Origin of the sequence: Lentibacillus sp. CBA3610, assembly GCF_013373365.1 — a bacterium.
Classification (GTDB): Bacteria; Bacillota; Bacilli; order Bacillales; family Amphibacillaceae; genus Lentibacillus.
Map to the genome: position 1 here is coordinate 2,442,609 of NZ_CP035925.1, position 26,710 is coordinate 2,469,318.

The 26,710-nt window shown below is 41.3% G+C and carries 24 protein-coding genes and 1 pseudogene; 11 read left to right on the forward strand and 14 right to left on the reverse strand.

What is annotated here, in order from left to right:
- Both Len3610_RS12080 and Len3610_RS12085 read left to right on the forward strand, forming a co-directional pair.
- Complete coding sequence (locus tag Len3610_RS12080) at positions 1–2,193, forward strand: hydantoinase B/oxoprolinase family protein (RefSeq protein WP_176448176.1); 2,193 nt, start codon at positions 1–3, stop codon at positions 2,191–2,193.
- Positions 2,194–2,205: 12 nt separating this feature from the next.
- Complete coding sequence (locus Len3610_RS12085; RefSeq protein WP_176448177.1) at positions 2,206–2,730, forward strand: acetone carboxylase subunit gamma; 525 nt, start codon at positions 2,206–2,208, stop codon at positions 2,728–2,730.
- A gap of 312 nt (positions 2,731–3,042) precedes the next feature.
- On the opposite strand, the gene Len3610_RS12090 is transcribed toward Len3610_RS12085, so the two are convergent.
- From Len3610_RS12090 to Len3610_RS12105, 3 genes are all read right to left on the reverse strand, one after another.
- On the reverse strand, positions 3,043–3,798 hold the full coding sequence (locus tag Len3610_RS12090; RefSeq protein ID WP_176448178.1) for a Panacea domain-containing protein: 756 nt from the start codon (positions 3,796–3,798) through the stop codon (positions 3,043–3,045).
- A 1,570-nt stretch (positions 3,799–5,368) separates the two neighbouring features.
- The gene (locus Len3610_RS12100) at positions 5,369–5,866 is read right to left on the reverse strand and encodes a hypothetical protein (RefSeq protein ID WP_176448180.1); all 498 of its coding nucleotides are present in this window, start codon (positions 5,864–5,866) and stop codon (positions 5,369–5,371) included.
- Positions 5,867–6,253: 387 nt separating this feature from the next.
- On the reverse strand, positions 6,254–6,793 hold the full coding sequence (locus tag Len3610_RS12105; RefSeq protein WP_176448181.1) for a sigma-70 family RNA polymerase sigma factor: 540 nt from the start codon (positions 6,791–6,793) through the stop codon (positions 6,254–6,256).
- Between the two features lie 372 nt (positions 6,794–7,165).
- Here Len3610_RS12105 and Len3610_RS12110 point away from each other — a divergent pair, with 372 nt between their 5' ends.
- Positions 7,166–7,675: a hypothetical protein gene (locus Len3610_RS12110; protein WP_176448182.1), complete on the forward strand. Its 510-nt coding sequence runs from the start codon at positions 7,166–7,168 to the stop codon at positions 7,673–7,675.
- A gap of 427 nt (positions 7,676–8,102) precedes the next feature.
- Here Len3610_RS12110 and Len3610_RS12115 read toward each other — a convergent pair whose 3' ends face one another.
- The 10 genes from Len3610_RS12115 to Len3610_RS12160 all read right to left on the reverse strand — a co-directional run bounded on the left by Len3610_RS12115 (position 8,103) and on the right by Len3610_RS12160 (position 16,497).
- Entirely contained in the window at positions 8,103–9,059 is a 957-nt protein-coding gene (locus Len3610_RS12115; RefSeq protein ID WP_176448183.1) for a Gfo/Idh/MocA family protein, read from the reverse strand.
- Between the two features lie 4 nt (positions 9,060–9,063).
- Positions 9,064–9,684, reverse strand: a complete 621-nt coding sequence (hxlA, locus tag Len3610_RS12120; RefSeq protein WP_176448184.1) for a 3-hexulose-6-phosphate synthase — start codon at positions 9,682–9,684, stop codon at positions 9,064–9,066.
- 15 nt (positions 9,685–9,699) lie between these two features.
- Positions 9,700–10,650, reverse strand: a complete 951-nt coding sequence (locus Len3610_RS12125; protein WP_176448185.1) for a sugar kinase — start codon at positions 10,648–10,650, stop codon at positions 9,700–9,702.
- Positions 10,647–11,351: a ribose-5-phosphate isomerase RpiA gene (gene rpiA / locus Len3610_RS12130; protein WP_176448186.1), complete on the reverse strand. Its 705-nt coding sequence runs from the start codon at positions 11,349–11,351 to the stop codon at positions 10,647–10,649. The genes Len3610_RS12125 and rpiA overlap by 4 nt, the downstream gene beginning before the upstream one ends.
- A gap of 17 nt (positions 11,352–11,368) precedes the next feature.
- Positions 11,369–12,658: a TRAP transporter large permease gene (locus Len3610_RS12135; protein ID WP_217994021.1), complete on the reverse strand. Its 1,290-nt coding sequence runs from the start codon at positions 12,656–12,658 to the stop codon at positions 11,369–11,371.
- Positions 12,655–13,140 (reverse strand): TRAP transporter small permease, encoded by a 486-nt coding sequence (locus tag Len3610_RS12140; protein ID WP_369693573.1) that lies wholly within the window; start codon positions 13,138–13,140, stop codon positions 12,655–12,657. Before Len3610_RS12140 ends, Len3610_RS12135 begins: the two co-directional genes overlap by 4 nt.
- 69 nt (positions 13,141–13,209) lie before the next feature.
- The gene (locus Len3610_RS12145; protein WP_176448187.1) at positions 13,210–14,241 is read right to left on the reverse strand and encodes a TRAP transporter substrate-binding protein; all 1,032 of its coding nucleotides are present in this window, start codon (positions 14,239–14,241) and stop codon (positions 13,210–13,212) included.
- 31 nt (positions 14,242–14,272) lie between these two features.
- A complete protein-coding gene (locus Len3610_RS12150; protein WP_176448188.1) occupies positions 14,273–14,902 on the reverse strand; it encodes a bifunctional 4-hydroxy-2-oxoglutarate aldolase/2-dehydro-3-deoxy-phosphogluconate aldolase in 630 nt (209 codons plus the stop codon).
- A gap of 14 nt (positions 14,903–14,916) precedes the next feature.
- Positions 14,917–15,468: a 6-phospho-3-hexuloisomerase gene (hxlB, locus tag Len3610_RS12155; RefSeq protein ID WP_176448189.1), complete on the reverse strand. Its 552-nt coding sequence runs from the start codon at positions 15,466–15,468 to the stop codon at positions 14,917–14,919.
- An 18-nt stretch (positions 15,469–15,486) separates the two neighbouring features.
- Positions 15,487–16,497: a LacI family DNA-binding transcriptional regulator gene (locus Len3610_RS12160; protein ID WP_176448190.1), complete on the reverse strand. Its 1,011-nt coding sequence runs from the start codon at positions 16,495–16,497 to the stop codon at positions 15,487–15,489.
- A 785-nt stretch (positions 16,498–17,282) separates the two neighbouring features.
- Here Len3610_RS12160 and Len3610_RS12165 point away from each other — a divergent pair.
- From Len3610_RS12165 to Len3610_RS12185, 5 genes are all read left to right on the forward strand, one after another.
- Positions 17,283–18,533 (forward strand): Nramp family divalent metal transporter, encoded by a 1,251-nt coding sequence (locus Len3610_RS12165; protein WP_176448191.1) that lies wholly within the window; start codon positions 17,283–17,285, stop codon positions 18,531–18,533.
- 21 nt (positions 18,534–18,554) lie between these two features.
- Complete coding sequence (locus Len3610_RS12170; protein ID WP_176448192.1) at positions 18,555–19,571, forward strand: NAD-dependent epimerase/dehydratase family protein; 1,017 nt, start codon at positions 18,555–18,557, stop codon at positions 19,569–19,571.
- Position 19,572: 1 nt separating this feature from the next.
- The gene (locus Len3610_RS12175) at positions 19,573–20,631 is read left to right on the forward strand and encodes a dihydrodipicolinate synthase family protein (RefSeq protein ID WP_176448193.1); all 1,059 of its coding nucleotides are present in this window, start codon (positions 19,573–19,575) and stop codon (positions 20,629–20,631) included.
- Positions 20,632–20,786: 155 nt separating this feature from the next.
- Positions 20,787–22,091, forward strand: a complete 1,305-nt coding sequence (locus Len3610_RS12180; RefSeq protein WP_176448194.1) for a GGDEF domain-containing protein — start codon at positions 20,787–20,789, stop codon at positions 22,089–22,091.
- A 5-nt stretch (positions 22,092–22,096) separates the two neighbouring features.
- Complete coding sequence (locus Len3610_RS12185; protein ID WP_176448195.1) at positions 22,097–22,981, forward strand: Gfo/Idh/MocA family oxidoreductase; 885 nt, start codon at positions 22,097–22,099, stop codon at positions 22,979–22,981.
- A gap of 170 nt (positions 22,982–23,151) precedes the next feature.
- Here the strand turns inward: Len3610_RS12185 and Len3610_RS12190 are convergent.
- Positions 23,152–23,463, reverse strand: a pseudogene (locus Len3610_RS12190) (nitrilase-related carbon-nitrogen hydrolase); the annotation flags it as partial.
- 325 nt (positions 23,464–23,788) lie between these two features.
- On the opposite strand from Len3610_RS12190, the gene Len3610_RS12195 reads away from it, so the two are divergent.
- From Len3610_RS12195 to Len3610_RS12205, 3 genes are read left to right on the forward strand one after another with little or no spacing between them, the layout of a single operon-like run.
- The gene (locus tag Len3610_RS12195; RefSeq protein WP_176448196.1) at positions 23,789–25,048 is read left to right on the forward strand and encodes a hydroxymethylglutaryl-CoA reductase, degradative; all 1,260 of its coding nucleotides are present in this window, start codon (positions 23,789–23,791) and stop codon (positions 25,046–25,048) included.
- A 30-nt stretch (positions 25,049–25,078) separates the two neighbouring features.
- The gene (locus Len3610_RS12200) at positions 25,079–25,315 is read left to right on the forward strand and encodes a hypothetical protein (protein ID WP_176448197.1); all 237 of its coding nucleotides are present in this window, start codon (positions 25,079–25,081) and stop codon (positions 25,313–25,315) included.
- Positions 25,315–26,667 carry a tripartite tricarboxylate transporter permease gene (locus tag Len3610_RS12205; protein WP_176448198.1) on the forward strand — a complete coding sequence of 451 codons (1,353 nt, stop codon included), beginning with the start codon at positions 25,315–25,317 and terminating at the stop codon, positions 26,665–26,667. Before Len3610_RS12200 ends, Len3610_RS12205 begins: the two co-directional genes overlap by 1 nt.
- Positions 26,668–26,710: the final 43 nt, after the last annotated feature.

Sequence of the window (26,710 nt, forward strand, 5' to 3'; positions counted from 1 at the left end):
ATGAATGACGCAGTAGAAAACAAAGCCACGGGGCTTAAGGAGCAATTGCTTGAGAACGATCGTAAATTCCAAGAAACAGGTTGTTATGCTGGCATAACGGAATTAAAATACCGTGAGGAAGATCCTCTGCGCTATGAAAGCCTGCACACAAAGCTTCGATCAATGTCGATAGCATCGCGGGAGATGGCCAGAAGCATTTCAGCTTCTCCCGGTGTGCGAGAGGTAGGGGAAATGGTTGTAGCGTTATACACCCCTGAAGGTGACGCGATTAGCCTTTCCACAGGAATTATGGTTCACGTGCATACGATGAGCCGGTTTATCAAATGGATGATTCAAAATGGTTACGAGGACTCGCCTGGTCTTTGTCCTGGTGATGTGTTCGCCAACAATGACGCTTTTATCGGTACGGTACAAGTACCAGACGTAATGGTTGTTATACCGATTTTCCATAATGACGAGCTTGTCGGCTGGGCCGGCACAGTCGCTCACGAATTGGAGGTCGGCGGCATCACACCAGGTGGTGACGTGTACTTGGCCCAAGAACGTTTTACTGAAGGCTTGTTCGTTTGTGCCGAAAAAGTGGGCGAGAAAGACGAGCTGCGCCGGGACTATCTGATTCGATTGGAACGGAACCTCCGTATGCCTATCTATTGGATGTTTGACGATAAAGCAAAATTAGCAGCTAACCTGGAATTGCGGGATCAGGTGAAAGAGCTTATCGATGAAGTCGGTTTGGACTACTACAAGCGGGCTACCCGTGAATTCATTGAAGAAGGTCGCCGCGCGCAGCTTTCGAAGGTTCAACAGCTTATGGTGCCCGGTCGCTACAGGGGACACACGTTTTATGGCCACCTCACTGAGGGTAAACCTGGAATTTTACCTTTAGGTGATGAAAACTTGCTGTATTCCATCCCGCTTGAATTGGATGTGGGCGGCGATGGCCACATGCATTTGGATTTTGAAGGCACCGGTTCTTGGGGCTATCACTCCATGAATTGTACGCCAGCTGGTATGGACGGCGGCTTGTTTGTCACCCTAACTCAGTCTATGAACTTTGAAGGTAAGGTGAACGACGGAGCCTGGCTGGCTACAGATATGAATTTACCGTCGGGGACCTGGACCAATCCAGACCGCCATACCGTAGCGACGGCCACGTCCTGGGCACTTCTGTTACCGGCCTTTGGCATTTTTCAGCGGTTGCTCAGCCGTGGCTTTGTGAGTCGGGGATTCAAAGAAGAAGCGTTTGTCGGTCAGGTAAACAGTCCAATGGTAGAAATGGGTGGTCAAAGTCAGTACGGCAGCCAGTTTGGCATGGCTATGTTTGAGTGCTCCGCAGCCGGAAGTGGCGCCCTTGGTATAAAAGACGGGATCGATAATGGCTATGTTGGTTGGAATCCCGAATCTGACATGGGCAATATGGAAGTTTGGGAGCAGGGCATACCGATGCTCTACTTAGGGCGAAGCATCGCGGCTGATTCGGGCGGACCCGGCAGCAACCGCGGCGGTACAGCCTTCACTTCACTTTGGCTCGTGCACAATACAGATGAAGTGACGATTGCTACGTCCGAACATTCAAGTCGTGTGTATGACAACGCCGGCATGTGCGGTGGCTATCCAGCGCCGACAGCCCACAGGCACTTCACTGTGCGAGATAGCAATATTCAGCAGTTGATTGAAGAACAGAAACCATTACCTCACTCGTTGGGGGAAGACCCATACACGACCGACTTGGACAGGTTGGTTGAAGGCGAGAAGAAAGAGGTTGAAGGCCCGCATATTGACAAACCGTTGCAAGCCGGGGATCTGTTTGCACACTCATACAATGGTGGAGGCGGCTATGGCGATCCCATCGAGCGGGACCCGCTGGATGTTGTCCGGGATGTTGAGAACGGCTATGTGACGCCGGAAATTGCCCAAAGAACTCATGCTGTAGTGCTTGAGCATGACGAGGAGCGTAACGCTTGGCGTGTCAACTCAGAAGCAACCGAAGCTCGACGCAAAGAAGTCCGAAACTCCCGGTTAAATAAGGCTATGCCTGTTAAGGATTGGATTGCATCCGAGCGCGAGCGCGTGTTGGAAAAGGACTTTGTTACCGAAGTGCATAAAATGTATCAGGACACAATGGGCATTTCCAGCCAATTTGCCAAAGAGTTCCGTGAATTCTGGCAGCTGCCGGAAAACTTTACAATGTAAGGAGTGATAACGATGGCAAGCTATGATAAGGAAATAGTTCGTGACTTAATTGACGGTACGCTGCCTTGGCAGTCGACGAAATCAATTATGAGTCAGTATAAAGACGACGACCGGTTTTTCAAGTACATCGATATTCTTCAAGAACGGGTGAAATTTAACGACCAGATCTTGTTGCCGATTGGCGAGCATTTGTATATTGTTGCTAAAAAAAGTGAGCCTCAAGGCGAGCGAGTTGTCAAATGTGGCTGCGGTTATGAGTTTGGTCATTACACTAACAACTGGAAGTTAAACGCTGTGATTAATGTTCGGGATGAAGAGAAAGAGATTGCTGAAATCTATCCTGGACGTCATAGCTATGATCCGGACTGGATGGAAATCCGCGAGTTTATTTGTCCGGGCTGTGCCACGCTGTTAGAAGTGGAGGCAGCTGCGCCGGGATACCCAATCGTATTTGATTTCTTGCCGTACTTAGAGACTTTTTATCGCGATTGGCTTGGTCGAGAGCTACCAGCTGAGACCAGTGCTGAACAGCCTTAAAATTACTCAAACACATGATAAAAGGGCCGTGTTATCCGGCCTTTTTATCTTCTTCAATTATGTATGACTTTCAATTTATTGTATTTTATCAGCTGGCAGGGAAAATTCGTCTAAAATCTTGTCATATCCAATCCTTATTACATCTGGTATCCGCCGGTTTAGTGAATAAAGAGAAAAAATAATCCCGGCTGTTCTTCTTTCAGAGCCGGATTAATGACAGGAGGCTTTTACTCCATTAATTTCCCTCCTTATCGGCTGCTCGGTTACAGGCACCCCCAACCAAAAAAGCCTCCCGCATTTTAAAGCGAAAGACTAGTGCTTCATCGTAAATTCTTTTATCAAATCTTCATCGATTATTTTGTTTAAGCGTCTACCTCCTTCAGTCACAATATCCCAAGGCGTTCCTGGTTGATGTGTTAGGTTTACCAATGACCATGCATTATAACTTTCGTACTTATCGAGAGTCTCATCAAGCACATCCAGATATTTACCACAGCTTGAGGTCTGTAGAAAACGTGAGTATACCGATAACTTAAACTCATCATCTTTATAAATCAAGACGTCATTATCCTCGGCAGGCTCATTTATACTACTTCTACCGTATTTTTTATACATATCATATACCTCTTCTACTACTGGTCCGTGTTGCCAGGCAACTAATTTTTCTTTAAAAGGAGCTTCAGCATACTTTTTAACATAGCTTACATAGAAAAAGTAAAGCAACTTCTGTAATTTTAAATGCGTACATTCAAGTTTAGATGTGATAAGATTTGCTATATCGAACGAGGTTATTTCATCTTCATCAGCAAGAAAGCGGGTAAACGTCTCAAACTTATTAACCGGAAATACCTCTTGAAAGAACTTGTCGTACTCTACAACTGACTCCCAAGTTTTTGCGTCAGTTTTCACATGATGAAAGCCGAAAGACAATTCAGGATAGAATGCTTTTAATTTATCAGTCAGTTCTTTAAAGTCCTTTAAGCCGAGCACGCTCTTATGCACCTGATGAAAAGCAATACGCTTCCCTTCACTATAATCGCTGTGAAGTAATATTAAATGTTCATACATAGCAAATCCCTCCTTTTTCGTAATACCATCAGCCATCTCGATATTTGGTTGGCCAATATGTATAATCCTTTTTATAAACCTTATGTGAGTCTAAATTAGACCGTTCATACTGAGCATCCCAAACTTGAAGCTCTAATGGAAAACAGGTATTATACACTCCCATAAAGTAGATATGAAAAGCTTTATAATCCTTTATCTGGCGTTCACTTGCTCTAATCCTGTTTCGCCCTCATTTTTAAGATTGATATAATCAGTAAGTTTATGAAAGTTAGGTACAAAGTCTTGATCCACGATTCTGAAACCAAGTAAATCGTTTAAATATTTGTTAATTGAAAAGCTGCCTTTTTCATCAAACCTCTTACGATGAAGTTTTGAGACAATTGAATCGTCGTTCTTCACTCTTCCAGTGATTGGTATGCCATTGGACGATGAAAGCTCCATTAAGCATAGACGACCATTGGCTACTACATATATTTTATTTTACGTTTACTTTCAACGAATTATCCGGCAAATCAACAATATTGCCCCTACCACCCTTGGAAAAACTTTACATCCACTTCGACACGATACCTCTCAATCCCTCAAGCCAATACAGGATGCAATCACAGCATCATCCCTTAAACTTTTTATAATTGGTTAGATATAATATAATCTATATTTCACTAAAAGTCAAGAACATTTGTTCGTTTTCATCACTAAAATTAACTCATAAGGGGAAAAGAGCGATTCAAACTCCCCCGAAGTGTTCATTTTTATTTAGCGAAAACTGTCTGCTTTAGTTTAGCAGTTATATAAGGCAAGCTTATCTTCATAATAACAATCGAAACAAATTTGGATTTAGGGGCATGAGGCCGAAAAAATATTTTAAAAATTTTTGGATTAGATATGCCACTTTTTATGGATTTGTTTCGATTGTAAGGATGAGGATACCATTATGGATAAACATGGTTGATGCGGTAACAAGTTGGGGCGAACAAAATGCCTAAAATCATGCGGTATCTCATCGTCACCTCACGCTAATTCTGCTTGGTAACCTTACTCCGCAACTCTTCATCGCCTTTACTGTAACGACTTCCTGTTCAGTAATTTCCTGGATGAAAAAGCTTTGCAGGATAAAACGCTTCAACAGGAACCTGCCAGCATCCTGATTATTTTCAGGAATACTCTTGGAAAGTCGGGTAGACAACAGGCGTACGCATTCAATCCACCAACACCAGCTCAATCGTAAATTTCTTTTAAATTAGGATACAGCTTCAAATACTTTTGGTAGGCTCCTTCATAAACCCCATGATTTACCATATCAGGCTCATACGTTTTAGTTTCAGCAGTTACTAAAAATCGCTCAGAGAAGTCATTATAACTTCCTGGCCACCCATGATTTACAAAGGCAGAAGAAGAGATACCTAATGCGGGCATATACTCACTGTCTATTGGTACTCTTACTGGGCGACCTATACTCCGAACCAGCAGCTCCTATACAATAATTTTATTCGGCATAAAATAATAAAACCCAGAAAGTGACAGGAACCAAACCCAGTCCCCGATGTCACAGATTAAAATGTTTTTTGTTTTATTTCTCTACCTTTACCTGGTCAGAAAATAATTGATCAAATATAACTTTAGCATATGTCTTAACTTCATGAAGCCCACTATCTATCCCATACCTTAGATATTCGTTCTTGGACATCGGAGCATCACTTACTAAATTAACTGTATTAGGGTCACAATCCCAATTTTTTATTACTTTTTGAATACCCTGTTTTAAACTGGTGCTTTTCTCACTAAACCAAGGGCCAAAATCCCATCCAAGGTTGTTAGAAAATGAAACTGGCTCCTTAGACCCTGCAACAACATCCTTTGGAAGACCAAAAAACTCTCCAGATGTTTTTTCTGGATCTGCAAGTTGAGTTAAATCATCTGCTATTGTTAATATTTTTAGTAATTCATAGGAAATATCCGGGCGTTCATGTTTATCTACTAAATATCCTTGAAGTTTATCTTCAATATCCCTACTTAGTTCAAGAACTTTTGCTACTGAATGTACCACAGGTGATGAATAATCGCTCATAAAAGAAGTTCCTCCCTACTATTGAATTTTAAATATAATAACACTTAAACTGTAAACAATCTATTTCTTAAAGATATTAATTTCTCAATGAGCTTGTGCCAAGAAAAATGATGTCTGCGTCTTTGTAGGCTGATTCATAATCGGTCTTAGAATCGATTCTGTCTGCAGCATAATTTTTCTGCATTTACTCTTCCTATCCTTGTTCATAGATTGGCGACATGCCGATTTCTTGTCCCACACCTCATAATTATATTCGACATAAAAAGACATAATTCGGGAAGTCAAGGACGACGCTTTCGATGATCTACTTGGTGTTCAGGGCGCGAACCTCGGCATATGAACGAGTTCATTGAAGAATGCTATGCGCATGGCGATTACTAACTAACCTCACGCAATTTCCTTCTCGCGCCTTTCCCCCCAACTCTTCACCGCCTCGACAGTCACACCTTCCTGTTCAGTAAGTTCCCGCAGTGGCTTGTCCTCGATAATGTGATGCTGCACCCATTTCCATTGGTTTTCCGAGAGCTGATCACGCACTTCACGCCAAAACGTGGCATGGTCCTCTACAACATCAACTTCATTTTTTGCCACCGAGTGACGCCTTCCCGCCGCTGTGATAATCATTCCAGTCATCGAAATCCGGCCGATCTTATTAGCGTAATGTGACAGCTTATACAGCTCGTTGTTTTCCTTTCGCATCAGATCGATCATGCGGTTACGGATGATATAGTTGAAATACGTTGCCATTGACCCCTTCTCCGGACGGTATTTCTCATAGGCATTCCACATCACAACCAGACCTTCCTGATAAAATTCCTGATGTGGATCCTGGATGTTCAGCCGGTGGATGTAATAGTAAATCCGCCGCTCGTTTTGATTGAAAATCTCCTCGAATGTGATGTACCTTTCTCCATTTCCATCCCTCATAAACATTAGATTAATAGACGATCTCTCACCCCTACAATCGAAACAATTTGTCATTTGGGGGCATGAAAATGAAAAATATTTTTTATTTTTTTAGCTGACAACGCCACTTTTTCCAGGTTCAATTCGATTGTAGAGGTGAGAAGACATGTAATATTTATGAAAAAAAGAGGCTCACTCAAGTGTTCATTTTTATTTAGCAATTTCTGTCTACTTTAGTTTAGCAGTAACATCATTTCGAGTGTAGGGATGAGGAGTAGACTAATATTCATTTTAATAAACGAATACTGTTTCATCCAGAAGGTACTAACTCACCATTTAACACTGTTCATAGGACATCCTTTGACTGGCATACCTTTTAAAAAGGTGAAGGGTGTGAATATAGTGGTCAGTTATAGGATTGAATGGATTTCATCTAAAAATATAAATGTACGTCATAACTACTTGCCAACAAGAAGAACAGCTGCCAGGAATTACAGTGTCTACTTAAAAAGAATGGGTCCCCTTATGGATGTCTGCAAGTACGAAGACGGCCAATATTTACTTCTAAAGGGTTTGGATGCATTTAACATATTGTCGGTCATTGATCCTCACAAAAAGGTCCCCGTGTTTATGACCGAAAAAAGCATGACTGAACTGGAGTGGACAGCTGAATTGCTTAATTCCTGTGTTACTGAAAAGGTTTACTTTAAATTTAAATATGAATATGTAATGCTGCTGTTAGAAGAAACAGGTCAAGATACTGCAAAAATCCGAAAATTAACAGGCTGGGCAGAAAACGATATTGAAAAATATAGAATCGATAAAGACGTTCCGCAAAAATACAAAAAGCTAGCCTATGAACATAATAGACAGAACCTTGTTAATGATATTTGCAGGGTATAGACAACTGCTTTATCTTTCCGCCTTTCAGCCATACAACCGGCTAACGCATGAGAAATTAGATGTATTTAAAAAGTTTATAAGGTCAGGATATGGGTTTAACCCGCGTAACCCTGGCGCTCTAGAGTTATTAAATAAAATAGTGAACAAAGATCAAGCATACAGAACACATTGGACGAATTTAATGAACAATGATTTACCTTTCAAAAACGAAGACAGAGAAATTAAATTCGTCAAGAAAATTAAAAAGGCAAATAACAGCATCAATATTATGTTGAATTGATGACAGGGCTGTGCAGCGTATGAAGCCAACATTATCTCTAATTCGACTAAATCCGGGGTGTCACTGTGACCTGAACATTATAAAGAACGTTTCCGCATAAGTCAGCAGCTTATACGAAACCGCCCTTTTAAAAAATGAAATATACTGTCAGTTTCCATGCCTGTCAATAATCGATACAACTTGTTCACTGATGTTCCGGTAATATGTGTATGTTTCACGGCAGCCACACTCAATAATCGATTTAAAATTTTGAATCTGATAGCTCATGTTTGGCAATTCCTCGTCTAAAAACAAATCAATCGGTTCTTTTCCTTGATTGCGGATAAATGTAATCTTTTTGATAGGTGCTACATCATCAATGATGAGCGTTCCTCTTTCACCGTGAATTTCACTGGCATTATAGGAAGTGGAGATCTTTGAACACATGATGGTCCCTTTGAAACCCGCGAAGTCTAACAGCATCGTTCCACTTCCATCCACTCCTGAGTTAAGCTGAAGAGCATGATAATACGACAACTCAGGCTCACCAAACAGTGCCACTGTCAAGCTTAGCGGATAGACACCAAGGTCGCGCAGAGCACCACCGCCCATTTGCCTGGAGAACACGTTTGGAAGATCTCCTTCCAGGAACCGGTCATATTTTGACGAATAGCGCATGCGTTGGAAGTAAACACTCCGCACCTTTCCAATCAATTCCAGGGCATTCTTTAGCTGCCAGAAATTTGGGGTATGGAGATTCCGCATCGCTTCAAAAAGATAGACACCCTGCCGGTCAGCCTCTTCATAAGCAGCATGAAATTCGGTTATGTTTGTAAAAATTGGCTTCTCGCAAATAACATGCTTCTGCTTCTTCAAACAGGCCATTACCTGCTCAAAATGGAGCACATTTGGCGATGCAATATAAACGGTATTCAGGCGTTTATCAGCCAGCATTGCGTCCATATCGGTGTAGGTGTTAGCAATATTATAGGCCTCAGCTAGCTCCTTTGCCTTAGACGAATCTCTGGAATAGACACCCGCTACATGAACATCGTCAACCATTTCTGCAGCCTCGATAAACGAACGGGTGATTTGGCTGGTGCCAATTGTACACAGATTCAGCATGGCCTCACCCCTTAATTATCTTGCGGATGTTCTCCGCAGCCCGTGCAGAATCATCGGCCTTCGTAATAGCACTCCCGACAATAATAATAGCCGGATGGCCTGAAGCAGCCTGTTCAGCAGTCGTTTCGTCAATACCTCCGGCAACGGCTACTTCAAACGGGAAACCTTCCACCAAGTGAAACATTTCCGTATTGAAAGCTCCCTTTTTCTGCTTATCTTTTCCTACATGCAGGCTGACAAGCTCCACACTTAGTTTTTCAAGGTCATTTAGCTTTTCCCGGTGCTGAACCTCAAGTAAATCTACCATCACACGTCCATCATATTCCCGGGCAACATCCACCGTATCCTGAATCGTCAACGCCGAGGAAAATGCCATAACAGTGACAATATCAGCCCCTGCACCAAAAGCCTGCCGTGCTTCATGACCACCGGCATCACACGTTTTCATATCAGCCATAATTAGGTGAGAAGGGAAACGTTTACGAATTTCCTTCACAATCGCCATACCATATTCCTTTATGACACCTGTACCGACTTCAATGATATCAATCGATTTTTCTGTCTGATTTAAGACATCCATGCATTCATCCCATGTTAAACGATCCAGCGCCAACTGTAATTTCATGTGCGCTCCCCTCCTTTAGCGTTCGACCCGCTCTATTTCACCAAGCTTCATTTGCACATCTTCCAAATACGGAAGGCCTTCGTTATCACCAACAACGCCAACAACCATCGAACCAATTGTATTGGCAAACCGCAATGATTTCTCAAGCGGCCAGTTGTTCAAGTAGCCGTATATATAACCAGCATCAAACCCGTCTCCTGCCCCAACCGTATCGGCGACTTTCCGCGGCGGGACAACGGGCGAATCAATGAATTGCCCATTGTGATAACCGACCGATCCTTCTTTTCCCTGTTTAAGGATAATATGGCCGATATCATATGGTTGACAGGCTTCAATAATCCTTTCCGGGTCACTTTCGCCCAAAATAATTTCCATCTCCTCAGTCCCGGCCAGCAAAATATCCACATCAGGCAGAAACGATTTTGACACCCTGCTGATTTCTTCCTTCGACCACAATTTCAATCGGATATTCGGGTCGAAACTAATCGTCAGACCTAACCGCTTTGCCAGTTCAATCGCTTTTTTTGTGACGTCAAGATTGTTCCCAGCCACTCCTGGAAAAATACCGGTAATATGAAGAACCTTGGCTTGTTTAAAATACTCTTCAGACAAATCATCAGGTGTCATGGCAGCAGTTGGTGATTTCTCACGGTAATAAAACGTGCGGACACTGCCATCCTCCATAATTTCCTTAAAATTCAATGAGGTTGGATGATCTTTAACGAAGTCAACCTGCGACGTATCAATCCCTTCTCCCCGGGCAAAATTACGTATATATTTGCCAAACTCATCATCGCCCAGCCGGCTGATCCATCCGGCTTCCAGTCCAAGCCGGGAACAGCCGACAGCTACATTCAGTTCAGCACCGCCTATATTCCTGTTAAACGAAGGAACAAATTTCATTGGCCCTGTACTGGAGGGGTTAAAAGCAATCATCGCATCCCCGATCGTAATAATATCATTCATGGTTGTACCTCCTGATCTGCACTTTGCTCTCGCCGCTTTTCTTCGACAGCTCCTTCTTCTTTTCCGATAATAATAGTGTCTGCCAGTCCAATAAACAGACCTGTATCGACAACTCCGACATTTTGCTTTAAGTGCCAGTGTGCCTCTTGCGGATTGTCTAGCTGCTGGAAATGACAGTCAAGAATATAATTGCTATTATCCGAAATAAAAGGTGACTTACCTTGATATCTTAATACCGGTTCATAACCGAGCTTTTCAATTGTGACGGCTGTTTTCTCCCAGCCAAACGGTAAAACTTCGACAGGGAGCGCAGCATGATTGATCTGCCTCACACATTTTGATTCATCGACCAGGATGACCAACTCTTTGGCTGAAGCATCTACAATTTTTTCCCTCACCAAAGAGCCGCCCCCGCCCTTCAACATATGGAAGTCTTCGCTCACCTGATTGGCACCGTCAACTGCCACATCGACAACCGTCTCGCCTTTCAATTCCACCAGCGGAATGCCAAAGTCCTGAGCCCATCCGGCCGTCCGTTCTGATGTCGGCACACCTGTCATACGCCACCCTGTCGTTACAAGATGGCTCAATTCTTCCAAAAAGTAATACATGGTAGAACCCGACCCGAGGCCAAGTGTCATATCATTGTGTATATATTTGAGAGCAGCCTTTGCTGCAGCACGTTTACTAACGTCAGTCATTCACTTTCACCTCAGCTTCAGAATAAATCGGGGTTTAACATTTTCGGAACATACATCGCGACTTCAGGGAAAAACGCAACCGCACCTAACACAATTAATATTATTGTCATATAAGGAAGCACCGCCCTGAAAGACCGCTCGATTGGCAAATTCCCAATTTTCGATGCCAGGAGCAGACATAGCCCATATGGTGGCGTGACCAACCCCACAGCCAATGTCATAACAACGATCAGTCCTAAATGCACCGGGTCCAACCCAAACTGAGCGGCAGTCGGCATAATCACCGGCACAAATAGAATCATCGCCGGAATAGCGTCCATAAATGTACCAATGAATAAGAAGAATAGAATCGTAATAATGATAAAGATCCACTTTGCATCAATATAATCGGTAAAGAATGCTTGTGCCTGCATGCCCAATTGATAGTAGCCCATAAGCTCACCAAGTGCTCCAGCTGCCGCAAGCGCAAACAGCGATAACGAGCTTAATGATAATGTATCAAATAAAACTTTAGGCAAATGCGAAAGCTTTAACGTCTTATAAAAGAACATGCTGACCAGCAGGGTATAAACTGCCGCCACAGCAGCTGCCTCAGTCGCCGTAAACACACCGGCTACAATACCGCCAATAATAATGATTGGTGTTAACAATGCTGGCAGTGATTCAAACAGCAATTTAAAGAATCTGCTTGCTTCAACTCGTTCATAGCGCTGAAAGTCCCGCTTTTTAGCCACAAAATAAACAAAAATCATCATCGCAAGGGCGACGAGGATACCGGGGACGATACCCGCCAAAAATAATGCCCCCACTGAGGCATTCGTAATACCTGCAAATATAATCATAGGAATACTAGGAGGAATAACGACACCTACTGTTGAAGATGCAGCCGTTACACCAACTGCCGTTTCATCATCATAACCATTTTTTTTCATGCTTGGAATCAGAATCTTACCTACACCGGCTGTATCAGCCTGGGAGGCACCAGAAACACCGGCGAACATCATCGAAACCAAAATATTCGCCTGTGCCAGCCCACCGCGGAGTGATCCGACGATCGCCAGGGCGAACTCGATTAATTTCTCTGAGATTTTTCCCTGGTTCATTAAATTGGCAACTAAAATGAAAAGAGGCACAGCTAACAGGACAAATGAATTCAGTTCATTCATCATCCGCATTGGCACACTCATTTCAGGGATATACTCAATATTTATAATTCCCAAAAATGCCACAATGCCTATAACGAAAGCGATTGGTATGCCAATCAACATTAAAACCAAAAATACACCGACAAGAAGATAGCCAATCATTCCTGCACCCCTCCTTCATTGAATTTTTTCACATGCTGAATCAGATGACCCAGGGAATATATAATCATCGTCCCAGCCATAATCGGAATGGAGATCCACACATATCCCATTTTCATATCCGGTAAGGCATTCCAGTTATAATCCCAGAATTGGCCAACCACTTGAATGCCAAAATAGAAGATTCCAATATTAAATAAAATAAGGATGGCATCATTGAAAATACTTAATATCGCCCGCTTTTTCCCTGTTAATTTGTTCATTAAAATATCAAAACTGAAGTGGTCACGGCGATTCACCATGACGGCAGCGCCCATAAAAACAGCCCACACAAATGAGTAGTTTGCCACTTCTTCCGTCCAGATGACTGAAATCGACAAGTGCCGTGTGACGATTTGAAACAAAACGGCAAAAAAGAATAAAAGCAGAAAGGAAACGCCGATGACAATCTGAGTTCTCTCGATGTATTTTATAATTTTATCCACGCTAATCCTCCTAACTAAACAGGAGGGACACAACCCTCCTGCCGTGTCCCCCAAATGTATCCATGCTTCTTATTTAGCCTCCCTGATTTTTTCAAGAAGATCGATTACACCAATTTCCTCAGCATATTTGTCCTGAATAGGTTCTGCAATATCAATAAACGGCTGGCGGTCAATCTCGTTGATTTCTGCTCCGTCTTCTTTCGCGATTTCTTTATATTCTTCTTCCTGGCTGTACAATGATTCCCATTCTGCATCTACAGATTCCTGAGCTGCATTCATAATAATTTCCTGCTGTTCTTCTGTATAATTGTCAAATTCATTTCCATTGATTAATAAGAAACGTGTTGTATAATCATGCCCAGTCTCTGTAATATATTTACCGTTTTCAGTTTGATGGTGGTCCTGCTGCACAAAGTAAGGATAAGCGTTTTCAGCTGAATCAACCACATCTTGCTGCAATCCCTGGTAAAGTTCTCCCCATGATACTGACGTGGGGACAGTCCCTACTTCTTCCCAGAATTCTGAAACAACACCGGATGTTTGGGTACGAATTGTCATCCCCTCCAAATCTTCCATCTGTTCAATTGGCTCTTTGCCATAGTAATGCCGTACACCGGCTGTCCAATAGCCCAATAGTTTAAAGTCGTTATTGGATTCTTCGTTAATAATCTGTGCCATTTCATCGCCGACTTCACCATTCACAACCGTTTCCCAGTGATCATAGCTGTCAAACAGATAAGGGAAAGCAAAAAGATCGACTTGATCAATACCAGTGGATGTCATGAATCCAGGTGACACGAGGACAACATCAGCAGCACCTGTCTTTAATTTTTCAACCAGCTCTGCTTCCTCTGTTCCAATCGTTCCAGCATGAACCTCTACTTCAATCTGGCCATCTGATTCGGATTCAGCAGCTTCTTTAAATGCCAGCAAACCATCCTGGTACGGGTTTTCAGGATCTGTCTGGTTATGGGCAGCAACAATTTTAATTGAATCCTCCCCGCCAGAAGATTCTGATTCACCGCTGCCTCCATCATCGCCGCATGCAGCCAGAAATCCTACCATTAACAGAACAGCCAGTGATAAAAGATACTTTCTCATGAATAAAACACTCCCTTTTAAATTTTTAAATCTATTGAGTTACCTTATCAGTAAAAGTCCTTGCTTTCTCTTTTAAATCTTCAAAATCTTTTTCGGAATACAGTTTCCGGGGATCAGCCAAATTACTGCCCACACCAACAGCAACACTTCCCGCCTCCAAATACGCCTGCATGTTGTCCAGCGTAATACCGCCTGTCACCATTAATGGGATTTGCGGAAGCGGACCATGTATACTTTTTATATATGAAGGCCCGAACATATTGGCAGGAAATACCTTTACCATGTCTGCCCCATGTTCATAAGCTGTCAGAATTTCAGTAGGTGTTAAAGCGCCGGGTACTGCCAATTTCCCATAACGTTTGGCCACTTTAATCGTGTCCACATTCAGCGTGGGTGAAACAACAAATTCAGCACCTGCAGAAATCACCTCCTTGGCGGTTTCAGGATCGAGGATCGTACCGCCTCCAATCATTATGTCATCCCCGAATTCATGACGTACCTTTTCAATGAGTCCTGCGATTCCTTTTGTTTCGGCGGTCAACTCAATCGAACGAACCCCGCCCTCCTTCAGAGCCTGAACGACCGGTATTACCGTGTCAGGAGTCGAATGCCGGATGACGGCCACAATGGGATCCCGCCGAAAACTTTCAATGGTTAACATGAAACCTCTCCCTCCTATTCCAAATTGGCATGTTTTTTCGTCAATGTGGCTGACTCAACATTGGCATGATGTTCAAGCAAAAAGACAACTATACCATCCAGCAGGAGGTGTACAGACTGATCGAACTGACTTCCCAATGTCTGGATTGTATTTCGCTGACCGATAGTTTTCTTGGTGACGGCTGGGACTTCGATGACAAGATCCCCTGAACGTCCCAGCGATGAATCTGGATTTGTCGTAATTAAGTAAACTGCTGCATCGGCCTCTTTAGCATTACGCACATAATTGAGAAGCGTCTTTGTTTCACCAGAGCCTGAAATAACGATAAGTAAGTCGCCCTCTGTAATACTTGGGGTAATGGTTTCCCCAACAACGTATACCTGATAGCCAATATGCATGAGACGCATTGCGAACATCTTGCCAGCCAGTCCCGATCGCCCTGATCCAGCGATGAAAACACGATCTTTTTCAGCCACATTCCGGGCCAGCTGTTTGGCTTGGTCAGAATCCACTTTGCCTACAACGTCCGCAACTTCACGTGCGATCGTTTCAATTATTTGCTTCATAAATTATTGCCTCCTGTCTCAACACGACGAGCGCTTCATTAAAGTTGGTTCATAATAATAATTGGTTCGCTCCATATGATTACCTTTTATTCGGTTGAGCAGCAGCTCGGCAGCTTCCTTTCCCATGTCACTGGTAGGCTGTGCCACCGTTGTCAGCTCAGGATTATAGATCGAAGCGTATGACACATCATCAATTCCGATTACCGCCAGGTCTTCAGGTATCTTCAACTGATGGTGTTTGACGAACTTAAGGATTTCAGCCAGCACCAGATCATTCCCAGCAAGTATAGCTTCAGGCGGCATCTTCAAACGCATCATTTTTTCAAGCTCACTATTAATCTTGTCCACTCCCACACTCTTTATATAATCTCCATTAACCTCTAACCCATTTACTGATAAAGCTTCTATAAAGCCATTGACCCTTTCGATTCTCGGTGTGACGTTATTAGTTGTCGTATTCGTTACAATGCCAAGGTTTGAATAACCTTTTGTTATGAATTCCTCAACCGCCAGTGCTGCCGCTTTTTTATTATCCAACATAATCGAGCTTACATCGACTTCCGGTACATCTCTATCGATAAAGACGAGTGGATAATCTTCTTCTGTCAATTCCTTGTATAAATTAATATTTGTACTGGTCGGAAAAACAATAATCCCTTCTATTTGTTTGGCACGAAGCATATCAATATATTTTTTTTCTTTTTTTGGGTCATCCTCCGCATTGCAGACAATGATGTGAAAATCGGATGCATTACAATAGTCTTCAATTGATTTGACAATTTGGGTGGAAAACTCATGCGAAATATTTGCAACAATAACACCAATCGTTGTGGAGGTCTTCTGCTTCAGTGACCGCCCAATCAGATTGGGCTTGTATCCTAATTCATTTATGGATTTGGCAATTCGTTCCTTGGTCTCTTCGCCCATATACTCATAGCGCTTATTCAGGTATTGGGAGACCGTACTCTTGGATACGCCTGCTTTTTCTGCTACATCAGTTATTGTAATCGTTCTCACTTTTGACCCCATTGGGTTATCCCTCTCATCTATGTTTCTAAATCGATTTAGTAAATCGGTTTAGTTAAAGTTTATAACAAATGAAAGCGCTTTTCAATAGTAATTTTAAAGTTCCTGTAAATTTTTTTCTTACTTCGTGAAATGTAGTCGATTAACCTGGCAAAGGGATATTACAAACACCAACTTACCCGCTCCTAAATTCCACCAGCAATCTCTCCACTTCCTCCCGCTCTAGTTCTATATCATGTGCTTCTCCTCCTTGATTTGATTCTTGAATATTCACAGTCGGTAAATGTGGTCATGAATCCGCCGCTCCGTTTAAAAATCTCCTCAAATGTGAACTTATTTTTTGCCATCCTTACCCCCATAATATCCGCCTTAAAGCTTAATAGACTTCTCTTCATACCTATAATCGAAACTTTTAAGGAAATAGGGGCATGAGAATGAAAAATACTTTTTATTTTTTCTGAACGGGAAATGCCACTTTTTCCAAGTTCATTTCGATTGTAGGGATTAGAAAGACTATTATAACCGTATTTTAATGGTGTCTATGAAAATACTGGAAAATACTGTTTCGACTACAAGATTCAATTTTTTGCTTTTGGTTTAGGGAACAAAAACACAAATTAAAAAACCATGATAACATTCAGCTAATAATAGGAACCATAGCAACAGCATCTTCAATCACCCCGCACAGCACCATTTAAAGACATATTTAAGACATTTTCTTTAATTCAAAAATAATATATAATGAATTTATAAAATTTTTAGACAATATCATTGTTAGGAGGGTTTTGATGGGAACGCAATCAGTAAAAGATGATGTCATTGAAAGCGGTAACAAAGGACGTGGTAGCAAAAAAAATATTCTATTCTTTTTAGGTCCAGCATTAATCACATCTGCATTGGTACTAGGACCTGGAAGTTTAACAACCACTTCCTCAATGGGGGCACTCTTCGGAAATGATCTGGTTTGGGTCATTGTGGGAACAGTCATTTTTATGATGATTTATACCGAGATGAGCACCAGAATTGGGCTTGCATCTGACATCAGCTTCATTCAAGTCATCAAACAGAAATGGGGTAAATGGGGTGGCGTCCTTATTGGTTTAGGAGCTTTCCTGGTAACCTCCTCATTCCAGGCAGGAAACTCGATTGGAATTGGTGTAGCCGCTTCAAATATTCTTGGACTCAGTCCTGGATTTTGGGTTGGTGTCTTCACAATAATCGGAGCTTCTTTACTATTTGCGAAAGATTTTTACACAGCATTGGAAAAATTGATGATCGGTCTGGTCGCCATGATGTTAATTTCCTTTTTAGTTACAGTATTTTTGGCAAAACCATCGATTGGATTAATAGCTGGCGGACTAATTCCATCCATTCCAGATGGTTCCATGGGTTTGATCATTGCATTTACTGCTACGTGTTTTTCTATTGTTGGCGCCAGTTATCAATCCTATCTTGTTCAAGAAAAAGGATGGACGAAAGATATGGCAAAGGATGGAATGAAAGAATCTTATCTGGGGATCTTCTTATTAGGGTTTATTTCACTGCTTGTTATGCTCACTGCAGCAGCAGTATTAAGACCAGCAGGCATTCAAGTCAATTCCATTGAAGACATGGGCCTGGCGCTTGAACCGCTTTATGGATCATGGGCAACAATACTTTTCATGATTGGCTTATTTGGTGCAGCATTTTCGTCCTTAATGGGGAATTCAACGATTGGCGGTGCCATGTTATCTGATAGTCTTGGGTTTGGAAGCAAACTCACCGATGTAAAAGTGAAGGTTGCCATTATTGCCGTGATGTTTTTCGGTTCAATCATTGCCATTATTTTTGGCGGCGCACCCGTTAATATGATTATTTTTGCACAAGCCATCACCATCATTGCTGTGCCATTTATCGCTATCGCATTATTAGTTGTTGCCAATGATAAGAAAATTATGGGTGATTTAAAAAATACATTATTCAAAAACATTATTGCAATCGCTGGGTTAATCGTACTCATTTTATTAGCGATTAATAACATCAACAATATTTTTCTATAAAATCGACTATGAGGTGATGACATGCAAACAATAGAAGAATTAAATGAAATCATGACAAAACCTTCATCCCGTTTCATACAGGATATCGAAAAAATTCATGGAGATATTATAATTCTAGGTATCGGTGGAAAAATGGGCCCATCGATGGCAAAACTCGCTAAACGTGCCATCGATGCAGCTAATATAAATAAACGCATCATTGGTGTCTCCCGTTTTTCTTCAGGTAAATTAAAAGAAGAATTAGAATCGTGCGGCATCGAAACAATTACTGCTGATTTACTAAATGACAATGAGCTACAAGCACTGCCGGAAGCTGAAAATATTATTTTTATGGCTGGCAAGAAATTTGGAACAATGGGCAATGAGCATCAAACATGGGCCATGAATACGTACCTGCCAGGAAGAGTCGCTGAAAAGTTTTCTCATTCGAATATTGTTGTGTTTTCATCAGGAAATATCTATCCTTTTGCTGATATCACAAAGGCAGGATGTACAGAGGAAACACCAGTCGATCCAGTTGGAGACTATGCTCAATCGTGTTTAGGGAGAGAGCGTCTATTCACATATTTTGCCAAACAAAATCATACACCGGTTTTGCTATTCCGCTTAAATTACGCAATTGATATGCAATATGGTGTTCTATTGGAAATCGCAAAACAAGTATATCAGGAAAGACCAGTGGATTTAACAACCGGACATGTCAATGTTATTTGGCAAGGCGATGCCAATGAGTATGCCATTCGCTCATTACTTCATTGCAACACGGACCCTGCCGTTTTAAACATCACAGGGCCAGAAACGATTTCCGTTCGCTGGTTAGCAGAAGAGTTTGGTAAATATTTTGGCAAAGAGGTTTCTTTTACAAATATAGAGGCACCAAATGCACTCCTTAATAATGCAAGTAAAGCACATCAATTGTTCGGGTACCCAAGTGTGACATTGCGGCAGATGATCGAGTGGACAGCCAATTGGCTAAGACATGGTGGTGAAATGGTAGACAAACCAACCCACTTCCAAGAAAGACAAGGAGCGTTTTAACATGTTAAACACAGCTATCAAAGAACTTTTATTTGAAGGAACTGTTATTCCTGCACATCCGCTTGCCATTACAGAAGATAAAAAATTGGATGAACAACACCAACGCGCCTTAACAAACTATTATATCGATGCTGGTGCTGGTGGCATTGCCGTTGGTGTTCATACAACGCAATTTGATATTCGTGATCCTGAATTTCAGCTGTTCGAAAAAGTACTAATGCTAGCTGCAGAAGAAGTCGACAGTCGTGATTTAAAGCGACCGTTTATAAAGATAGCAGGCATTTGCGGACCGACAGATCAAGCTATTCAAGAGGCTGAAATCGCGAAAACATTAGGTTATGATTTAGGTCTGTTAAGTTTTGGAGGCTTACATGATTGGTCGGAAGAAGAATTACTGACACATGCTGAACACGTTTCAGCGGAAATTCCCATCTTTGGCTTTTATTTGCAGCCAGCCATTGGAGGAAGATTGCTGAGCTATGATTTTTGGAAAAAATTTGCTGAAATTCCGAATGTGCACGCTATCAAAATTGCACCATTTGATCGTTATAAAACATTGGATGTCGTAAGAGCTGTATGCCATTCCAGTAGAAAAGATGCGGTTGCCCTTTACACAGGAAATGATGACAATATCATTCAAGATTTACTGACAACTTATCAGGTGAAAGCTGACGATAAAATGGTATCCAAAAACATAGTAGGTGGTTTATTAGGACACTGGGCCGTTTGGACGAAAACGGCTGTTGAGCAATTTGAGCAAATTAAGCAAATACGTGAACAAAATGGAGATTTAACGCAATTTTTCCCATTGGCACATCAAGTAACTGATGCAAACGCAGCTTTCTTTGATGCAGCGAATCATTTTAAAGGATGTATTGCCGGCATCAATGAAGTCCTTGCACGGCAAGGGCTCCTGAAAGGGAATTGGTGCTTACGGGATGAAGAGAAATTAAGCCCGCGACAATCGGCGGAAATAGATCGGGTTTATATGGATTACCCGCACTTATCCGATGATAACTTCATCAAAGAAAATCTTGCAAAATGGCTGAAACAAGTTTAACTCAAAGCTTGGAGATGAAGCTCAATCGATGGGGTGATTCATTCCCCATCGATTACTATTTTGAACTTATCGGGTTTAACTAATTATGGCATTTTATATGGTAAAAATAGAACGATAACGGACGTTTAATACTTTATGGTGAAGGAGACGTAACCATGATAACCATTGGAATAATTGGACCAAGCTGGACAAACAGTCGAATTAAGCGCTCAATGGATATGTTCCCGAATTTCGATCCCATCTATCAAACTTCCAATAATATCTATGACGCGCCTAAATTTACAAAAGCTTTAATTGGAAAATGTGATGTACTACTGTATTCCGGGTTTATCCCTTATTCCATTTCCAAACATGAAATACCGAGCAACCTCCCAGCACATTTTATTCCAATAAAAGGTGGCTCCTTATATCGTTCGTTATATAAATTACAAAAACGCCTAACAAACTTTAATATGATTTCCATTGATACCTTATCCCCACATGAAATTAACCGAATCAACCAGGAGTTGAATGAATCCATAACGAGCATTCATTACGATTCCAGACTATCCTTAGCCCAAACTGACGAAATCGTCGCCTTTCATGAAGCCGCTTACAAAAAACAAAAGACCGATTGTGCACTAACTGGATTAAAAGTCGTTTCTAAAGCCTTAACAAAAAAAGAAGTTCCAAACGAATGGATTGTGCCGACAGAAGAAGATATTATTGTCACATTGGAACGAGCACTTTTATCAACGGAGCAACGAAAAAAACTCGAGTCACAAATTGTTTTTGGTATTGTCCATATCGACAACATGGATCAATTAAAACGACAATTCACGTCAGAACAACGAATTCAACGACTTTATCTGGATGTTCAAAAAGCAATCCTGGACTTTGTGGAAGTTTTGGAGGGATATTTAACAGCTCTAAGCGGAAATGAGTATATGTTTGTGACCACACGAGGAACATTTGAGCGTGTGACACAAGGATATAAATATTTTCCACTCATCCAGGAAATGAAAAAAGAGCGAAACGTACGTATTTCGGTTGGAATCGGGTTTGGTGTATCCGCAAATGAAGCGGGTTCACACGCGCGAATGGCTTTGACCCAATCAATTGATTTTGGAGGAGAAGAATGCTTTATCGTGAAAGAAGATCGCAGCGTAATTGGGCCAATTGATAAAGACGCGCCACTCACCTATCCATTAAATATCACTGACGAGGAATTATTGAAGTTAACTGAGGAGACTAATATATCCCCCTATTATTTGCGCAAAGTGAATTCAATCATTCAACGTCAGCATAATGATACGTTTACAGCTCAGGACCTTGCTGTTTCATTAGGCGTGACAACAAGAAGTGCACACCGGATATTACTGGCTTGGCTGGATGCAAACATTGTAGAAATCACTGGTATTGAGAAACAACAGACAAAAGGTCGACCACGGCAAGTTTATAAAATGCTTTTAACGAGGTGATTCCATTGGGTTTGAAAATTGGAATGATAGGCTTAGACACATCTCATGTGGAAATTTTCACAAAATTATTGCATGATCAAAGTAGTCACTTCAACCAGGCAAAGGTCGTTTTAGGCTGTCCATCCCCCTCTGAGGATTTAGCCTTAAGTCGGGACAGAGTAAATCAATTCACGAACATTTTAAAGGACACCTATCATGTGACAATCACTGATTCTATCGAAACAATAGCCGAACAGACAGACGCCATGATGATAACTGCTGTAGATGGAAGAAACCATTTAGAGCTATTTAAACGTGTTGCACATTATCAGAAACCTGTTTTTATCGATAAACCTTTGGCTGTAACAGTTCAAGAGGCACAAGAGATATTTGCCATAAGCGAATACTATAACACACCCATCATGAGTTCTTCCTCCCTGCGTTATGCTGAATCACTACAGGAAGAAATAACAAGATCTGAAAAAACAGGACAGAAGCCAACAGGAATTTATTTGAATGGCCCGCTACCTTTTATTAAAGAAATACCCTATTATTTTTGGTACGGCATTCATATGATAGAGATACTTGTGACGTTTTTAGGACCGCATTATAAAAGCGTTCACGCTCAGGGAACTGATAATTATGATGTGATTACAGCCGAATGGCAGGATGGCAGCTTCGGGATTATTCGCGGTGATCATAAATGGCACGGAAAATTTGAAGCAGTACTACACTATGAGGACAAGTCGATTCATCTACCAATCTATCAGGACCAAACCTCTTATTATGCTTGTTTATTAAAAGAGATCATTTCCTTCTTTGAAACTGGGAAAAATCCCATACCAAAGGAGGAAACACTTGGAATTATTCAATTAATCGAAGTTGCTAATGACAAGCGTAGAGTAATTTGATAGAAACACTCCCCCAAAGTGTTCTTTTCAATTTCCGCATCCAAAAAAGCCACTGCAAGGCTCGTATTTCATGATTCTGGCAGTGGCTTGATTTTCAACTACTTTGCTTGTTCTAAATTAACTTTTCCATTAATTTACCCAGTTTCTTGAACCTGCCAGGCAAAACGATCCTATTTATCCCATACCACGTTCTCCTGTTTTTTTTCATTAACCCTCAACTGGAAAATATCTGGTCTTGAATAATGTCCTGCAACATCAAAATCAAAGTGACTTTCAGCAATCTTATCAAGGTTCAAATCAGCATAAATGATTTTTTCTTCTCCAAATACCGGCTCTGCCACATACTCTCCAAGAGGACCAACGATGCAGCTGCCGCCCCTCGTCAATTCATGCGGTGAATTTTCAAATTCTTCACGTTCAGTTATTTCTTCCGGGTACATATCTTTCGTGGAATATTGATTACATGAAAGAACAAAACATCTCCTCCGTTATATTCCGAAAGCACAGTTGAATCGTGAAACGTAAGAAAGTCTCTGAGGAAAATACCTCATCCATAGTGACAGGCACCCACATCAATAGAATTAAACTAGGTAAAAAATCATAAGAATAAATCAGTTTTATCATCAAACTGATCTCTGACAGACTGATTTTCAACATATTTATCTCCAACATTAGTAAAAAATAATAATTAAAGTGAATTTATTGAAATCACAGTAAACTTATTGTATACTTACTTTCAACAATGTTGAATTAAATTAAACATTGTTTCATAAAATGTAATCGGTTTCAATAATTGGAGGTATCATAATGACATCACGCATCTCAAAATTTTATCAAAGATCACCTGAAGAAAGACTGGAAATTGTAGCTGAATCTGCAGGCCTCTCTGAAGAAGAACAAAAAATCTTATCAGGTGAAAAGAAATTCAGTCTAAATCAAGCAGATCATATGATTGAAAATGTTATAGGAGTATTACCCATTCCATTAGGTCTAGCTGTTAACTTTAAGGTAGATGGTAAGGATGTTTTCGTTCCAATGGCCACAGAAGAACCATCAGTAATTGCTGCTGTCAGCCACGCAGCGAAATACTCATATTCCACCGGTGGATTTCACACATCATATTCCGGATCAATTATGAGAGCTCAAGTTCAAGTGACTGGCTTAAAAGATCCATATTTTGCTTCAGCTAAACTCTATGAGGCTAAAGAAGAATTACTGGCTTTTTGTAATGAACAGGATCCCACGCTTGTTTCATTTGGAGGTGGAGCGATCGATTTGGAAGTTAAGCTAATCCAGGCAGAGCACGAAAAGATGCTTGTTGTGCATTTAATTGTGGATACCAAAGATGCAATGGGTGCAAATACAGTTAATACCATGGCTGAGGCAAGTGCTCCCTTAATTGAGAAAATTACTGGTGGTCAAGTCGTGCTGCGAATTTTATCTAATTTAGCTGATCGTCGTGTTGTTCGTGCAAGAGCAGTATTTGAAAATCCTTTCGGAGAAGACCGGGAAGCTGCCGATCGTTTTATGTACGCATATAAGTTGGCTGCGCACGATCCTTACCGGGCAACAACTCATAACAAAGGCATCATGAATGGTGTTACAGCAGTCGTCCTGGCTACCGGCAATGATACGCGGGCGATTGAGGCAGGTGCCCATGCATATGCTGCCAGGTCAGGAAAATATGAAACGTTGACGCGTTATGAATTTGGAGACAATGGCAACATAGTTGGAACAATTGAGTTACCGCTTGCGATTGGTTTGGTTGGTGGGGCAACACAATCTCATCCGGTTGCTAAAACGGCAACAAAGATTTTAAATGCTCAAACATCCGAGGAATTGTCAGGAATCATAGCTTCAATTGGTTTAGCTCAGAATTTTGCAGGATTAAAAGCTTTAGCAACAGAGGGTATCCAAAAAGGACATATGAAACTACATGCCAGAAATATGGCCGCAATGGCTGGTGCAAAGGATGAACAAATTGATGAAGTTATCAGGATTGCTGCCGAAAATGAATCCTACACGTTTGATGGAATCAAGGAGATTGTTAAAAACCTTCAATCATAGAAAAATCAGCATTAAAAGGAGTGAGAACGCATGTCCCAAAAGCAACAGTCATTCTTTGATATTTGGGGTGACAATGTGAACCTTAAAGATTTATTGATAGCAATGGCTATATGTATAGTAACGACCCTTGGTGGGTTTATCGTAGCACCTGGAGATGATCCACAACCGTTGATTTTCGGACTGGTTGGTGGTGTATTGGGTTTTATCATTAGTACAATCATCATTAAACCTAAAAGAGTGATTGAAGATATGGAGGAGGAGTCCTAATGGATCCGATTTTAATATTTCAAATCGTTATAGCGGCAATATTAGGAGCTGGACTTTATACATTGATAGGCATCGCACCGGGCACTGACGAAACAGCTGTTCTTGCACCGGTGACAATCGCCTTGGTTTTGTTAGGGTTTTCACCATATGTAATCCTGGCATTTTTCATGTCCGCCATTATCGCCAAGAAACTGACAGATTCAATTCCTGTCGCTGTTGCAGGAATTCCAGGTGGCGTCATGTCAGCACCGATGGTTGAGCATGCGATGACTCTGAAGGAACATGGAGTTCCTGATATTTCGATTAAAAAGATGTCTTCCGGATCTGTCATCGGTACATTAGTGGCTATTCCACTCAGTTTTATAGTAGCTAGTCTGATCATTCCATACGCAGATATCATTAGCGAGCACTCAGGTCTTATTTTCACATTAGGTGCTATATTTTTAGCTCTTTTGGCTAAAAACAAGATTTTATCGTTATTGATTATTATTCCATTTGCAATTCTGCTGCAAGGATTACAACACCTTTATTGGGGCTTGGACATTATACCAGATGATACATCAATCTTTGTCTCGTTTTTTCTGGGCATCACCATTGGCCCCATTGTATTCTCTTTAATCGAACTAATAGACAAGAATCATAGAGACAGTTTACCATTCTTAGGTAAGAAAGAGATTCAAATCAGAAAAACCAAGACAGAAAAAGGGCTTCCGAATCCTTTTAAAATATTGGATAAAAAAGAGTCGGGAAGTTCCGCTTTAGGAAGTGTCATAGGAACACTGACATTTTTTCTTACACCAGTGGGTATGACTGTATTTATTGGTGAATTTATGACCAGACACGTTAAGGACCCAATCAAGAGGGCTTCCAGAGCTCTGGCAACTATGGATGGTGTCACAAACGCAGCATACATTTCCGGGACATTAATTCCTCTTATTGCCATAGGTTTGCCGCTATCTCCAATGGCAATTGGTCCTGCAGCCGGATTGTTTAATGCTCCCCCAGAATTCACACCAGAACATAACATACACCATCTGTTATCTATCACGGAAATATTAATCGTATCCGTAATAGGTGCTGTCATAGCATTACTTTTTACCTATTATATAATCGTTCGATACGCACAAAGCATTGTTCGGTTTGTATTTAAATACATTCCACATGAGGCACTAATAGGTCTATTTTCTGGTCTGGTGGTCATGTTGGCATTTATGGATGCAGGCTTTCTTAACATTTTCGGAACACTGCTGGTAGCATTGGTGGCCGGTTTACTTTACAAAAATGGCGTTAACTACGGTGTGATGTTTATGGTCTTATATGCTGCTCCTTGGTTATTGGGATTGTTTGGATAAAAATAAATCAAGCCACTATTCCTAGTGAGTAGTGGCTTCTTTT

Coding starts and splice junctions, on each gene's coding strand:
- Len3610_RS12175 (WP_176448193.1), top strand. CDS start 19,573: ATGTTAAACACAGCTATCAAAGAACTTTTATTTGAAGGAACTGTTATT.
- Len3610_RS12200 (WP_176448197.1), top strand. CDS start 25,079: ATGTCCCAAAAGCAACAGTCATTCTTTGATATTTGGGGTGACAATGTG.
- Len3610_RS12100 (WP_176448180.1), bottom strand. CDS start 5,866: ATGAGCGATTATTCATCACCTGTGGTACATTCAGTAGCAAAAGTTCTT.
- Len3610_RS12135 (WP_217994021.1), bottom strand. CDS start 12,658: ATGATTGGCTATCTTCTTGTCGGTGTATTTTTGGTTTTAATGTTGATT.
- Len3610_RS12115 (WP_176448183.1), bottom strand. CDS start 9,059: ATGCTGAATCTGTGTACAATTGGCACCAGCCAAATCACCCGTTCGTTT.
- Len3610_RS12195 (WP_176448196.1), top strand. CDS start 23,789: ATGACATCACGCATCTCAAAATTTTATCAAAGATCACCTGAAGAAAGA.
- Len3610_RS12105 (WP_176448181.1), bottom strand. CDS start 6,793: ATGAGGGATGGAAATGGAGAAAGGTACATCACATTCGAGGAGATTTTC.
- hxlB (WP_176448189.1), bottom strand. CDS start 15,468: ATGAAGCAAATAATTGAAACGATCGCACGTGAAGTTGCGGACGTTGTA.
- Len3610_RS12080 (WP_176448176.1), top strand. CDS start 1: ATGAATGACGCAGTAGAAAACAAAGCCACGGGGCTTAAGGAGCAATTG.
- Len3610_RS12165 (WP_176448191.1), top strand. CDS start 17,283: ATGGGAACGCAATCAGTAAAAGATGATGTCATTGAAAGCGGTAACAAA.
- Len3610_RS12145 (WP_176448187.1), bottom strand. CDS start 14,241: ATGAGAAAGTATCTTTTATCACTGGCTGTTCTGTTAATGGTAGGATTT.
- Len3610_RS12150 (WP_176448188.1), bottom strand. CDS start 14,902: ATGTTAACCATTGAAAGTTTTCGGCGGGATCCCATTGTGGCCGTCATC.
- Len3610_RS12085 (WP_176448177.1), top strand. CDS start 2,206: ATGGCAAGCTATGATAAGGAAATAGTTCGTGACTTAATTGACGGTACG.
- Len3610_RS12205 (WP_176448198.1), top strand. CDS start 25,315: ATGGATCCGATTTTAATATTTCAAATCGTTATAGCGGCAATATTAGGA.
- Len3610_RS12090 (WP_176448178.1), bottom strand. CDS start 3,798: ATGTATGAACATTTAATATTACTTCACAGCGATTATAGTGAAGGGAAG.
- Len3610_RS12160 (WP_176448190.1), bottom strand. CDS start 16,497: ATGGGGTCAAAAGTGAGAACGATTACAATAACTGATGTAGCAGAAAAA.
- rpiA (WP_176448186.1), bottom strand. CDS start 11,351: ATGACTGACGTTAGTAAACGTGCTGCAGCAAAGGCTGCTCTCAAATAT.
- Len3610_RS12125 (WP_176448185.1), bottom strand. CDS start 10,650: ATGAATGATATTATTACGATCGGGGATGCGATGATTGCTTTTAACCCC.
- hxlA (WP_176448184.1), bottom strand. CDS start 9,684: ATGAAATTACAGTTGGCGCTGGATCGTTTAACATGGGATGAATGCATG.
- Len3610_RS12170 (WP_176448192.1), top strand. CDS start 18,555: ATGCAAACAATAGAAGAATTAAATGAAATCATGACAAAACCTTCATCC.
- Len3610_RS12180 (WP_176448194.1), top strand. CDS start 20,787: ATGATAACCATTGGAATAATTGGACCAAGCTGGACAAACAGTCGAATT.